The organism is Azospirillum sp. A1-3, assembly GCF_023806445.1.
Taxonomy (GTDB): domain Bacteria; phylum Pseudomonadota; class Alphaproteobacteria; order Azospirillales; family Azospirillaceae; genus Azospirillum.
This window is the reverse complement of sequence record NZ_JAMSLU010000001.1, coordinates 626,787-639,726: the sequence shown is the minus strand read 5'-3', so window position 1 is coordinate 639,726 and position 12,940 is coordinate 626,787. Positions and strand designations below refer to the sequence as shown.

Genomic DNA, 12,940 nt, shown 5'->3' with positions numbered 1-12,940 from the left:
CAGTATGCGTGAGCAAATCGCACGCATAGGTCCGCCATGACGAATCAACTTCCACCGCTGCAAACGCTGCGTGCCTTCGAGGCGACCGGGCGGAGATTGAGCATGACGCTGGCGGCTGAAGAACTGCATGTTACGCACGGTGCGGTCAGCCGGCAGATCAAGGCGCTGGAGGAGCATCTCGGTGTCCAACTCTTCCGACGGATGACCCGCAGGATTGAATTCAGCGCGGAAGGTGCGGCGTTCTTTGCCGTCGTCACACGCCTTCTGTCGGAACTCTCCCGAGAGACGGAGAGCATCCGTCGCAGAAACGAGACCGCGCGGCTCGTTGTGAGTTCCGGCGTCTCGTTTGCGAGCAAGTGGCTAACCCCGCGTCTGCATCGGTTGATGGATCGTTACCCCACTTATGACGTTCAGCTTGAAGTGACCGATGTCGAGATTGATTTCGCAAAGTCGCAGACCGACGTGGCGATGCGGTATGGGAATGGGCGCTATCCCAATGCGGAGTCGGAGCGGATCATGAACGAGACCGTCAGCCCCGTCTGCTCGCCCGGGTACCGTGAGCGGATGGGCGGTCTTCGAACCGCCAAGGACATCGCGTCAGCTCGCCTCATCCATGAGAACGGGATGAAGGCCGATTGGCATCAATGGTTCGGGATGATGGGGATTCCGACCCCCGCCGCACGGGGCCCAGGCTACAGTCATGGAAGCATGTCGATCGAGGCGGCGATCCGAGGGGAAGGTGTGGCGCTCGGCCGAAGTGTTCTCGTCTCGGAGGACATTGCCGCGGGCCGCCTTGTCGCCCTTTTCCCGGAAGCCCGACTGGACGTCGAGCACGGATACGACCTCGTCTACCCAATGGGGCAGCGAGACCACCCGAAGGTCTGCGCGGTCAGAGCCTGGATCAAAGACGAAGTGGAGCAGTTCAAAATCGCTGTCGAAGCATGAAGCACCGTCGCCCTCTCCCATCACTCCCAGTGAACGCCCCCTTCAGAACAAGTCATTGGTCGTGAAGAACGCCGGGGCGTAGCATCGCCTCACTTGTCGAAGCGATGGAGGCGGACATGCCCTCTCACACGGAATCCCTTGAACGGCTGGGGCTGCGGTCGCCGGTGATCCAGGCGCCGATGGCCGGGGGTGGCGACACTGCGGCGCTGGTGGCGGCGGTCAACGAGGCCGGCGGGATGGGCTTCGTCGGCGCCGCCTACCTCACCCCGGCGCAGATCGCCGAGCGGGCGCGCGACATCCGCAACCGCACCGCGCTGCCCTTCGGCATCAACCTGTTCGCGCCGACGCCGGCGCCCGGACCGGCGCCGATGATGGCCGAGGCGATGGCCCGCATGGCAGCTTTCCATGCCGAGCTTGGGTTGCCGGAAGCGGAGGAACCCGCTTACTCCGGCGATACATTCGACCGGCAGATGGCGGCCGTGCTGGACAGCGGAGCGGCCTTCTACAGCGTCACCTTCGGGCTGCCGCCGGCCGACAGCGTCGCTGCGGCTAAGGCGAGCGGCATCAGGGTGCTGGGCACCGCGACCACGGTGGCGGAGGCGGTGGCTCTGGAGCAGGTTGGCGTCGATGCTGTGATCGCCCAGGGCGGCGAGGCCGGCGGGCATCGCGGCAGCTTCATCGGCGATGCCTGGACGGATCGGGGGGCCAATCTGGTCGGCACGATGGCGCTGGTGCCGCAGGTGGCGGATGCGGTGGGCGTGCCGGTGATCGCGTCGGGCGGCATCATGGATGGGCGCGGCATCGCCGCGGCGCTGGCGTTGGGCGCGACGGCGGTGCAGATGGGCACCGTCTTCCTGCCCACCGAAGAGGCCGGCATTCCGGAGGCGCACAAGGCCGCCATCCTGGCCGCGCGGGAGGACCAGACCCGCATCACCCGCGCCTTCTCCGGCCGGCCGGCGCGCGGCATCGTCAACCGCTTCATGGAGACGGTGGAGGACCCGGACGCGCCCGACGCGGTGCTGCCCTTCCCCTTGCAGAACACGCTAACCAGGCCGCTGCGCACCGCCGCCGGCAAAGCCGGCCGGGCGGAGTTCCTGTCGCTGTGGGCCGGCCAGGGGCTGGGGCTGGCGCGGCGGCGCGCGGCGGGGGAGTTGGTGGCGGAGTTGCTGCGCGGGACCGAGGAGGTGCGGCGGAGGCTGGCCGGCTGACCGGCTGTCGGGCGGGGCGGCTGTCGGGCGGGGCCGCTCAGCCGGCCTCGACCGACACGCGGTTGCGGCCGCCGCGCTTGGCGGAATAGAGCGCCTGATCGGCACGGCGGACCAGAGACATGGCCTGTTCGCCGGGGCGGAACTGGGCGACGCCGACCGACAGGGCGACGGTGCCGTAATTGGCGCTGCGCGCCTTGTTCACGATCTGGCGGCCGCCGACGAAGGTCCGCACCTGATCCGCCAGCTTGATGGCGTTTTCCAGGCTGGTGCGCGGCAGGATGATCGCGAACTCCTCGCCGCCATAGCGGGCGGCGGTGTCGCGGCCCTTGATGCATTCGGTCAGCATGCGGGCGACCAGCTTCAGCACATGGTCGCCGACCAGATGGCCGTGGGTGTCGTTGAAGGCCTTGAAATGGTCGATGTCCACCATCAGCAGCGACAGCGGCTGCTCGTCGCGCACCGACGCCTCCATCGCCTCCTGCAGCATCTGGTCGAAGGCCTTGCGGTTGCCGATGCCGGTCAGCCCGTCGGTCAGCGCCTCGCGCCGGGCGCTGTCCAGGCTGACCCGCATCTCCGCCAGCTGCTGGCTCGATTCCTGAAGCTGGGATTGCAGGGCGGCCTGACGGTCGACGATCTCCCTGGTTTCCGCGGCGATGGCGGCGATCATGGCGCGCAGTTCCGGCAGGCTGATCGGCTGGTCCAGCTCTTCCCGGAAACCGGACAGGGCGTTGCCGTAGCGCTCCGTCTCCGACCCGACATTGCCCAGCTGTTCCAGGATGCGACCCAGCGCGAAACGCGCCTTGTCGGAGGTCTCGCGGATCGCCTGCGCTTCGGCATCCGTGGTGAAGAAGCGCTTGTACAGCTCGTCGCACAGGGTCTGCGAAACGGCCAGCCCGTCCCGCCGCGCCAGATCGACGGCGCGGGTCAGATCGGGGTTGTTCCCGCTGAAATAGACGTACCAGAGCGTGAAGTTCTCCGGGATGGGCGCCAGCCCGTCGGACAGCATCCGCTCCATGGCCTTTGCGGCGAGGCCGCTGGAACGCTCGAAATCCTCCGCGGTTGCCACGACTGCCGTCCGTTCAAAAATCATTCGGTTTCGAACGGTACGCGGCGCAAGCCCTTACGGCAAGAAGGTTCTTGGAAGCGCGACGAGATGCTGCAAACGGTTTGGTTGCGCCTCATCCGACTAGTTGCACTGACCGACCGAGCTTTCCGCGCAGATGTGCGTGCCGTCGGTCCAGCGGGCGCCCGACAGGTCGGCATGGCGCAGGTCGGTGCCGGACAATCTGGCACCGGTCAGATCGGCCCGCGCCAGCGATGCGCCCACCATCTTGGCGTTGCGCAGGTCGGCCTCGCGGAAGCTGGCGCCGGTCAGGTCGGCGCGGGTGAAGTCCGCCTCGATCAGCCGCGCCTTGTCGAACACCGCGCCGGGGGCGGTGGCGCTGATGAACTTGGCGCGATAGCCGTCGGCATCGGTCAGCTTCGCCTCCCCCAACGTGGCGCGCTGAAAGGTCGCATCGCGCAGCATGGCGCCGCTGAGGTCGACACCGGTCAGCGTCTGCCCCTCCAGCGAGCAGCGGCGCCAATTGACCTTCGGCTGCGCCGCCTCCGTGCAATCGGCCAGCGCCGGCGCGGCGGAAAGCACGGCCAGGACGGCGGCTGCGGCGAAGAGGATGCCGGAACGGATAGGGGAGCGGATCGGCTGGACGGATGCGGTCTTCATTCTTCGATAGATGGGGGCAGCAACCGTCAACTCAACCACCCGGACGCTACCGGCCGGTCAAAGACCCATCCAGCCGGGCCACGGCTCGTCCGGCCTGCAGCGGCCGGGGGTGGGCGGCGTGGGCCGTCGCCTGTTCGATCAGTGCCGCGGCGACGGCCGGCGGGAACGGGCTGGTCTTGCGGGTGCCGAGGTCGACATGCAGCAGCATGAACTCCGCCGTCGCCGCCAGCCAGCCTTCCTCCGCATGCCGCATCTCGTGGAACAGGTGCAGGCGCTTGGCATCGGCGCCGAGCAAGAGGGACTCGAAGCGCAGCGGCGTTCCCTCCGTCACCTCGCGGGCGTAGGTCAGGTGGGCATCGACGACGAAGACCGACCGGTTCTCCGCCGCCACATAGGCCTTGCCGATCCCGAACCGGTCGAGCACGGCGTCCGTCGCATGGTCGAAGGCCAGCAGGTAATAGGCGACGTTCATGTGCCCGTTGTAGTCGATCCACTCCGGGCGGACGGTCTCGCGGTGCAGGGTCAGGGGGGTGGTGGGGGTCATGGAATTCCGAGGAAACAGATGATGTCGGCGCGCAGAGTTTCGATCTCCGACAGCCAGCCGGCAACTTCCGAAATCGGCAGGTCGGGAAGCGGATCGTCGAATATGCCCGCGCCCGGATAGCGAGAGGCGCTGATGAAGGTGGTAAGATGGGCGAGTGCGGCTATGCGTTCCGCCAGCGGATGACCGGTTGTAAGCCGCGCGACCAGCACATCGATGTCGTGTGATTTCGGCGGCATCATGCCGGCGGCCACCAACAGGGTCTTGGCCAGTTTCTCGACTGCCTGCTGGCAGTGGTAGGCCGCCATCTGAGGCTCCGGTTCAGGACCATAGAGGTTGTTGCGGATCGCCTTCAGGTCGCGATCCACCACGACCAGCCACGCTTGGACCTCTCTATGCTCCATAGACCCTGAGTCCCTGGCGTTTGACCTCGTAACTCAAGGTACCGACAACATCTTTGGACGCCTCGTAATTGGTGCGCGTACAGGGGATGATGTCGGCCGGAATGCCGGTACCGATCTTCGAGGCATAGGCATAGTGGATCGACCGCCGTTCCTTCGGCGCATCGTCCGGGACGATCACCAGCAGGTCGTAATCGCTGTCCTCATCGAAGTCGCCGCGTGCCCGGCTGCCGAACAGATAGACGGCTTCCGGCTCCAGGGCCGGGACGATCCGGTCCAGCAGGATTTGCAGCTTTTCGTCGTTCCGTGCGTCGACTGTGCCCATGGAAATCCTCCGCCGCCCATCCTAACACGGAACGGTCGGCGGAGGATCAACCTCAAACCGAGGGCATCAGACCGAGAAGTACTTGGCCCGCGGGTGGTGGAGGACGATGGCCGAGGTGCTCTGCTCCGGATGCAACTGGTCCTCGTCCGACATCTCGATGCCGATGCGGCCGGCATCCAGCAGCTTCAGCAGCTGTTCCTGGTCCTTCAGGTTCGGGCAGGCCGGGTAGCCGAAGCTGTAGCGGCTGCCGCGGTAGGACTGCTGCAGCAGCTTCTCCTTGTCGCGGCTGTCCTCGGCGCCGAAGCCCAGCTCCGCGCGGATGCGGGCGTGGACATATTCCGCCATCGCCTCCGTCATCTCCACCGACAGGCCGTGCAGGTAGAGATAATCCTGATAGCGGTTCTCGGCGAACCACTCGCGCGCCACCTCGGCGCAATGCTGGCCCATGGTGACGACCTGCAGGCCGATGACGTCACGCTCCGGATCGGTCACGTCGCGCAGGAAGTCGGCGATACACTCGCCGTCCTCCTTGGCCTGACGGGGCAAGGTGAAGCGGGCGGCCTCGGTCGTGCCGTCCTCCTCGAACAGGATGACGTCGTTGCCGTCGGCCGCCGCCTTCCAATAGCCGTAGACCGCGGTCGGGCGCAGGATTTCCTCCTTCGCCGCGATCTGGAGGATGCGGTCGAGCACCGGCCGCAGCTCCTTCTTCGACCACTCCTTGAACTCCTCGAAGGACTTGCCGTCCTTTCGGTAGCCCCATTGCAGCTGATAGAGCATGCGCTCGTTCAGGTAGGTGACCAGAGTCTTCAGCGGCACATGGTCGATCAGCTTCGGCCCCCAGAAGGGCGGGGTCGGCACCGGCACACCCTCGGCCAGCCGGTGGCGGCGGGCGCGGACGGCGTCCTTGTCCACCGGGCCGGTGGCGGCGCTGGTCGCCTGCCCCAGCACGCGGCGGCGGTTGGTCGCCTTGCCGGCGCGCTTGGCCTGCTGGATGGCGAGCTGCTGGTCGAAGCTGCCCTCCACCACCTTGTCCATCAGGGTCAGGCCGTCGAAGGCGTCGCCGGCGTATGCCACGCGGCCGGAGCCGTAGGACGCCACGCAGTCGCCCTCGACATAGGCGCGGGTCAGCGCGGCGCCGCCGAGCAGGACCGGCACGTCCAGACCCTCGCGCGTCATCTCCTCCAGGTTCTCGCGCATCACCACGGTGGACTTCACCAGCAGGCCGGACATGCCGATGGCGGTCGCCTTGTGCTGCTTGGCGGCCTGGATGATGGCGGTGACCGGCTGCTTGATGCCGAGATTGACGACCTTGTAGCCGTTGTTGGTCAGGATGATGTCGACGAGGTTCTTGCCGATGTCGTGGACGTCGCCCTTCACGGTGGCGAGCACCAGCGTACCCTTCTGCTGGCCCTCCACCTTCTCCATGTGCGGCTCCAGCCACGCGACGGCGGCCTTCATCGTCTCCGCCGACTGGAGAACGAAAGGAAGCTGCATCTTGCCGGCGCCGAACAGCTCGCCGACCACCTTCATGCCGTCGAGCAGATAGGTGTTGATGATCTCCAGCGGCGGGTGGGTCTTCATCGCCTCGGCGAGGTCGTCCTCAAGGCCGGTGCGGTCGCCGTCGACGATGCGCTCCTTCAGCCGTTCCTCGACGGTCTCGGCGCGGGCCTTCTTCTTGGCGTCCGCCGCCTTACGGCCTTCGAACAGCGCGATGAAGGCGTGCAGCGGATCATAACCCTCGGCGCGGCGGTCGAAGATCAGGTCCTCGGCGGTCTTGACCTCGTTCTCCGGGATCTGGTGCAGCGGCAGGATCTTGGAGACATGGACGATGGCGCCCGTCATGCCCTTCTTGACCGCATGGTCGAGGAAGACCGAGTTCAGCACATGGCGCGCCGCGGCGTTCAGGCCGAAGGAGACGTTGGACAGGCCCAGGATGATCTGGCAGCCGGGCATCTCGCGGGCGATCGCCTCGATGCCCTCCAGCGTCCAGATGGCGAGCTTGCGGTCGTCCTCGTTGCCGGTGGCGATGGTGAAGGTCAGCGGGTCGAACAGCAGGTCGGACGGGGCGAGGCCGTACTCGTTCACCGCCAGATCATAGAGCCGCTTGGCGATAGCGAGCTTGCGGTCGGGTGTCTTCGCCATGCCCTCTTCGTCGATGGTCAGGGCGATGACAGCGGCGCCGAACTTCTTGGCGAGCGCCAGACGCTTGCGCGCCGGCTCCTCGCCATCCTCGAAGTTGATGGAGTTGAGGATCGCCTTGCCGCCATAGAGCGCCAACGCCTGCTCCAGCACGCCGTATTCGGTCGAATCGACCACCAGCGGCGCCGTGACGGAGCCGACGAAGCGCGACATCACCGCGTTCATCTCCGCCACCTCGTCACGGCCGACGAAGGCGGTGCAGACGTCCAGCGCGTGGCTGCCTTCCTTGACCTGCTCGCGGGCCATCTCGACGCAGCCGTCCCAGTCGTTCTTCTCCTGCAGCTCGCGCCACTTCTTGGACCCGTTGGCGTTGCAGCGTTCGCCGATGGCGAAGAAGGCGTTCTCCTGGCGCAGCGTGACCTGGGAATAGAGCGAGGCCACCGCCGGCACCCAATGAACGGTGCGGCCCTTCGGCGCCGGGCGGTGCGAGCCGGCCGGGGCCAGCTTGCGCAGCATCTGGTTCGCCGCCGCGATGTGGGGGACGTTGGTGCCGCAGCAGCCGCCGACGAGGTTGACCCCGTCCTCCGACACGAAGCGCTCCAGCCAGTGGGCGAAGTCGTCGGCACGTAGCGGGTAGTGGGTCTTGCCGTCCACCAATTCCGGCAGGCCGGCATTCGGCTGGACCGAGATCAGGCCCGGCCAGTTCTGCGACAGCCAGCGCACATGCTCGCTCATCTCCAGCGGGCCGGTCGCGCAGTTCAGGCCCATCAGCGGCACATCCAGCGCCTGGATGACGGTGGCGGCGGCGGCGATGTCGGTGCCGACCAGCAGCGTGCCGGTGGTCTCAACGGTGACCTGAACGAAGACGGGGGTGTCGGACTTCGCCTCGGCCCGCGCGCGCTTGATGCCGTTGACGGCGGCCTTGATCTGCAGGGGGTCCTGGCAGGTCTCCACCAAGATGGCGTCGGCCCCGCCGGCGATCAGGCCGGCGGCCTGGACATAGAAGCTGTCCTCAGCCGGCTGATAGGCGATGTGGCCCAGGCTGGGCAGCTTGGTGCCCGGTCCGATGGAGCCGATGACGAAGCGCGGCTGGCCGTCCTTGAAGCTCTCGGCCGCCTCGCGCGCCAGTTCGACGGCGCGTTGGTTGATCTCGAAAGCCTTCTCGGAAATGCCGAACTCACCCAGCGTCACCGGCGAGGCGCCGAAGGTGTCGGTCTCCACCATGTCGGCGCCGGCTTCGAAATAGCCGCGATGGATGTCGCGGACGATGTCCGGGCGCGACAGGGGCAGGATGTCGGTGCAGTTCTCGTGCCCCCAGTAATCCTTCTCGACGTCGAGGTCGAGCGCCTGGATGCGGCTGCCGAACCCGCCGTCACAAAGCAGAACGCGGTCACGCAGGGTGTCGAGGATGTGGGCCATGGGAATGCGTCTTGTCCGTTATTTGGCGGGTTCAGAGCAGAAGCGGTGTGGTCAGGTGAGGCCGTGGCGGTTGGTGGGCCACCAGCCGGTGTCGAGAAGCTGTTCCAGTGAATAGGGGCAGTCGGCGGGCATCAGATCGGCAGGCAGCCTGTCCTGCTCCAGCCCTTCCGCCGCATAGTCGCGACCGCGCCGATAAGCCTTGGTGAGGTCGATCTTGCCGCGCAGGCTGGGGCTGTCCTCCAGGCCGTCGATTGCCTGGTCGCGCTGCTCGCGGACGGTACGGCGCCAGTTGCCACGCGGTTCGGCCGCGGGCGAGTATTCCAGTTTCAGCAGATGTTCGATCACACGGACCAGCGCGCTTTCGACCGCGCGCAATTCCGATCGGCCCATGCTCTCGATCTCCTCCGCGACATTCTCCCAATCGATGGGCGTGTTGATGCGCTCCCGCGAGGCTTCACGGAGCAAGCGGGCCTGTTCCTCGGTCCAGGCGAGGAAGTCGGTGTCGTATCCGATCCGGCTGTCCATGTCGTCAGCCCTCCAGCCCATGCCGGTTCACCGGCCACCAGTCGGGATCGCGCAGATCCTCCAGAGCGTAGGGGCACTCCTTCGGCAGCGCGTCGATGGCGATGCTGTCGTCCTGGCAGGCGTCGTCGCGACCGTCGAGCCACGCCTTCTCCAGGATTTCGGCGGGCCAGCGCTGCAGGCTTGGATGCTCCTCCAACTTGTCCTGCAGATGGCGGCGGGCCTTGGTCACGGAGATCCGCCACTTCCGGCGTGGATAGGGATCGGGCGACTGCTCCAGCTTCAGTAGATGCTCGATCACCGTGGCCAGATGGCTGCGGATCGCGTCCTTGACCTGACCGCCCATGATGTCGAGCTCCTCGGCGATGTGCTCCCAATCAATGGGCGAGTTGGAGCGTTCGGTCGCCGCTTCGCGCAGCAATCGCGCCTGTTCCTGGGTCCAGGCGTAGAAGTCCGTGTCGTACCCGATCCGGCTGTCCATGGCATCGCCCTCCCGCGCCCCGTTCAGCTGCCCAGTTCCGCCGCCCCAGCATAGCACAGGGCGGCATCCGGCACCCTACCCCGCCACCGGCGCGGCCGCAGCCGCGGCCTTCGCCTTCACGCCCAGCATGCGGCAAATGGCGATGGTCAGGTCGGAGCGGTTCAGGGTGTAGAAGTGGAAGTCGTTCACGCCCTGGGCCTGCAAGGCTTGGCACTGCTCAGCCGCCACGGTCGCGGCGACGAGCTGGCGGGTCTCCGGGTCGTCGTCCAGGCCCTCGAATGTCTCGGCCAGCTTCTTCGGCATCGAGGCGCCGCACTTGCCGGCGAACTCAACCGCGCGGGCGAAGTTGGTGATCGGCAGGATGCCGGGGACGATCGGCACATGGATGCCGGCCGCGGCGCAGCGGTCGAGGAAGCGGAAATAAGCGTCGTTGTCGAAGAAGAACTGGGTGATGGCGCGGGTGGCGCCCGCATCGACCTTGCGCTTCAGGTTGTCGAGATCGAACTGGGCGCTCGGCGCCTCCGGATGGGATTCCGGATAGGCGGCGACCGAGATCTCGAAATCGGCGATGCGCTTCATCCCGGCGACCAGATCGGCGGCATAGGCGTAGCCGCCGGGGAACGGCTCGTACTTGCCGCCGACACCGCCGGCGGTCTCCGGCGGATCGCCGCGCAGAGCCACCAGATGGCGGATGCCGGCGTCCCAATAGGTGCGGGCGATGGCGTCGATCTCGTCACGGGTGGCGCCGACGCAGGTGAAGTGCGCGGCGGCCGGGATGCCGGTCTCCGCCTGGATGCGGCAGACGGTGGCATGGGTGCGTTCGCGGGTCGAGCCGCCGGCGCCGTAGGTCACCGACACGAAGCTGGGCGACAGCGGGGCCAGCCGCCGGATCGCCTGCCACAGGCTCTGCTCCATCTTCTCCGACTTGGGCGGGAAGAACTCGAAGCTGATGGACGGCAGCGCAGGGGTGGGCGCGGTCATGACGGAACTCCGCTGAGCGAGTGGGCTGGCTTTTGGACTTGCGGGGAAGAAATTTGCGCGCCGGCCGCAAGACGGGTGGCCGGCCAGATGGAAACTGTGAGCGGATCGCCCGGCAGATGCACCACCGGGCCGCAATCCAGGCCCGACTGGCGGCACCAGCCGGCGACCTCGGCGTCAGAGAAGCCCAGGCGGCGGTGCGCATGCTCCTCGCGCAGGGCTTCCAGATGATGGGGGGCGAAATCGACGACAAGCAGCAGGCCGCCGGGGCGCAGGACCCGCGCCGCCTCGGCCAGGACGCTGGCCGGCGATTCGGTGTAATGCAGCACCTGATGGATCACCGCGGCGTCGAAGGAGCCGGACGGAAACGGCAGCTGGTACATGTCGGCCTGCCGGACATGGCAGTGGCGCAGCCCCGCCTCCTCCAGCCGGTTGCGGGCGACGGCCAACATCTCGCGCGACTGGTCTACCCCGATCGCGCGATGGACGCGCCCGGCCAGCACCTCCAGCATTCTTCCGGTGCCGGTGCCGATATCCAGCAGTTCCTCCACCCCTTCTTCCGGGAACAGGCGCAGCAGGGCGGCCTCGACCTCGCCTTCCGCAACGTGAAGGGAGCGGATTTCGTGCCAGCGCGCGGCATTCTCACGGAAATAGGCGGCGGCGGTCTCCGACCGGGCGCGCTTGATGGCGTCCAGCCGCTCCAGATCCAGGATCAGGGTTGGGTCGTCGGCGGGGATGGCGGCGACCAGCACCCGCGCCAGCTCGGCCGACTGCCCCTTCTCGGCGAGGCGGTAGAAGGCGAATGTGCCCTCGCGGAAGCGGTCGAGCAGTCCGGCGTCGCACAGAAGCTTCAGATGCCGGGAGACGCGCGGCTGGCTCTGGCCCAGGATCTGGGTCAGCTCCGTCACCGTCAGTTCGCCATGCGCGCAGAGCGCGAGCAGCCTGAGCCGGGTCGTTTCGGCCGCCGCCTTCAGCGTCGCAAGCAGATCGTCCATCGCCTCACGTCCGATTCGGGCCAGGGGGAGGGCCAGAGAGGGTGGTGGCCGGCCGGTGCACCATGCCCCGCCGCTCCGGATACAGATATAAAGATATCTTTATGCGTCGTAAACCGCTTTTCGCGAATGGCAGCGCCAATGGCCGCGAAACGGCCTCGCCCGGCCGCTTTCATTGTGCAGTTCGGCCGTCCGAGCCGACCCTGTGCAAGCTTTCCCGGGGTTCTGCGGCAAAGCCGCCACAATCGCCGCGCCGTTCCGGAGGGCAGGCCCGCGCATGCTGGTCAAAAGGCCAAGCCTGTGTTAGGTCAGGAAACGGTGGAAATTCTGCGATATCTCGCCCAATCTTCCCCCCGACCGCGTAGCCACCTTGCCAAGGTTGAGGACTTCGGGCATCGGAGTCTTCGGTTGTGGACAGGACATGCGACGCCCCGCACCTGAGTCGAGCCCACAGATAAAGAGCCGTCGCACATGAAGCTGGCCAGCCTTTCCCGCTCCCTCCTCCGTTCGGCTACCGTCCTGGCCTTTGCCCTGACGGCCACCGCCTGCGCGACCAATCCGGGCGACTCGGGTGCTTCGGATGCGGCCTACCGGGTCAGCGATCCGCTGGAAATCCCCAACCGCTTCGTCTTCGCCGCCAACGAGGCGGCCGACGTCCTGGTGATCCGCCCGGCGGCTGAGGTCTATGTGGGTGTCGTGCCCGATCCGGTGCGCGAGGCGGTCCACAACTTCATCGACAACCTGATGGCGCCGCTCTACATCGCCAACAACCTGCTGCAGGGCAATGTCGAGGGGGCGACGAACGCCACCGGCCGCTTCATGACCAACACCATCCTGGGCGTGGGCGGCCTCGCCGACGTCGCCAGCGAGGCGGGCATCCCGCACGCGCCGGAGGATTTCGGCCAGACCCTGGCGGTGTGGGGCGTCGGCGACGGCCCGTATCTGGTGCTGCCGCTGCTCGGCCCGTCGAACCTGCGCGACACCGCCGGCTATGCCGTCGACACCGTCGGCGACCCGATCCGCATCTGGGCCTACGGCACCGACCACAAGGGCATCTATATGACCCGCGGTATCGTCAGCGCCGTCGACCGCCGGTCGGAGGTGCTGAAGGAGGTCGACGACCTGCGCCGCAACTCGCTGGACTTCTACGCCACCGTGCGCAGCCTGTACCAGCAGCAGCGCCGCGCGGCGATCAACAACAACAAGGCGGGTACGACGCCGGAATTCCCGGATTTCACCACGCCGCCGAAGCCCTGACCACCTCAT

Annotated in this window: 13 protein-coding genes; 3 read left to right on the top strand and 10 right to left on the bottom strand. The window is 67.0% G+C overall.

All coding sequences use genetic code 11. The features are described from left to right. Positions 1-36 precede the first annotated feature (36 nt). Complete coding sequence (gcvA, locus tag M5E06_RS03040) at positions 37-945, top strand: transcriptional regulator GcvA (RefSeq protein WP_252137111.1); 909 nt, start codon at positions 37-39, stop codon at positions 943-945. Positions 946-1,061: 116 nt separating this feature from the next. Beyond that, positions 1,062-2,153: an NAD(P)H-dependent flavin oxidoreductase gene (locus M5E06_RS03035; RefSeq protein ID WP_252137110.1), complete on the top strand. Its 1,092-nt coding sequence runs from the start codon at positions 1,062-1,064 to the stop codon at positions 2,151-2,153. Between the two features lie 37 nt (positions 2,154-2,190). Here M5E06_RS03035 and M5E06_RS03030 read toward each other — a convergent pair whose 3' ends face one another. The 10 genes from M5E06_RS03030 to M5E06_RS02985 all read right to left on the bottom strand — a co-directional run bounded on the left by M5E06_RS03030 (position 2,191) and on the right by M5E06_RS02985 (position 11,677). After that, positions 2,191-3,219, bottom strand: a complete 1,029-nt coding sequence (locus M5E06_RS03030; protein ID WP_252137109.1) for a GGDEF domain-containing protein — start codon at positions 3,217-3,219, stop codon at positions 2,191-2,193. Between the two features lie 120 nt (positions 3,220-3,339). Beyond that, on the bottom strand, positions 3,340-3,876 hold the full coding sequence (locus M5E06_RS03025) for a pentapeptide repeat-containing protein (protein WP_109155504.1): 537 nt from the start codon (positions 3,874-3,876) through the stop codon (positions 3,340-3,342). A 46-nt stretch (positions 3,877-3,922) separates the two neighbouring features. Further along, positions 3,923-4,420 (bottom strand): thioesterase family protein, encoded by a 498-nt coding sequence (locus M5E06_RS03020; protein ID WP_252137108.1) that lies wholly within the window; start codon positions 4,418-4,420, stop codon positions 3,923-3,925. Then, a complete protein-coding gene (locus M5E06_RS03015; protein WP_286208607.1) occupies positions 4,417-4,821 on the bottom strand; it encodes a HEPN domain-containing protein in 405 nt (134 codons plus the stop codon). Before M5E06_RS03015 ends, M5E06_RS03020 begins: the two co-directional genes overlap by 4 nt. Next, on the bottom strand, positions 4,811-5,143 hold the full coding sequence (locus M5E06_RS03010) for a nucleotidyltransferase domain-containing protein (protein ID WP_252137106.1): 333 nt from the start codon (positions 5,141-5,143) through the stop codon (positions 4,811-4,813). Before M5E06_RS03010 ends, M5E06_RS03015 begins: the two co-directional genes overlap by 11 nt. A gap of 66 nt (positions 5,144-5,209) precedes the next feature. After that, positions 5,210-8,701, bottom strand: a complete 3,492-nt coding sequence (gene metH, locus M5E06_RS03005; protein WP_252137105.1) for a methionine synthase — start codon at positions 8,699-8,701, stop codon at positions 5,210-5,212. Between the two features lie 51 nt (positions 8,702-8,752). Continuing rightward, a complete protein-coding gene (locus M5E06_RS03000; protein ID WP_252137104.1) occupies positions 8,753-9,226 on the bottom strand; it encodes a DUF29 domain-containing protein in 474 nt (157 codons plus the stop codon). A 4-nt stretch (positions 9,227-9,230) separates the two neighbouring features. Further along, entirely contained in the window at positions 9,231-9,704 is a 474-nt protein-coding gene (locus M5E06_RS02995; protein ID WP_252137103.1) for a DUF29 domain-containing protein, read from the bottom strand. A 75-nt stretch (positions 9,705-9,779) separates the two neighbouring features. Further along, positions 9,780-10,685: a methylenetetrahydrofolate reductase [NAD(P)H] gene (gene metF / locus M5E06_RS02990; RefSeq protein ID WP_252137102.1), complete on the bottom strand. Its 906-nt coding sequence runs from the start codon at positions 10,683-10,685 to the stop codon at positions 9,780-9,782. Continuing rightward, positions 10,682-11,677 (bottom strand): ArsR/SmtB family transcription factor, encoded by a 996-nt coding sequence (locus M5E06_RS02985; protein ID WP_252137101.1) that lies wholly within the window; start codon positions 11,675-11,677, stop codon positions 10,682-10,684. Before M5E06_RS02985 ends, metF begins: the two co-directional genes overlap by 4 nt. Before the next feature lie 468 nt (positions 11,678-12,145). Between M5E06_RS02985 and M5E06_RS02980 the strand changes: the two genes are divergently transcribed. Continuing rightward, positions 12,146-12,931 carry an MlaA family lipoprotein gene (locus M5E06_RS02980; protein WP_109153273.1) on the top strand — a complete coding sequence of 262 codons (786 nt, stop codon included), beginning with the start codon at positions 12,146-12,148 and terminating at the stop codon, positions 12,929-12,931. The last annotated feature ends 9 nt before the right edge of the window (positions 12,932-12,940 follow it).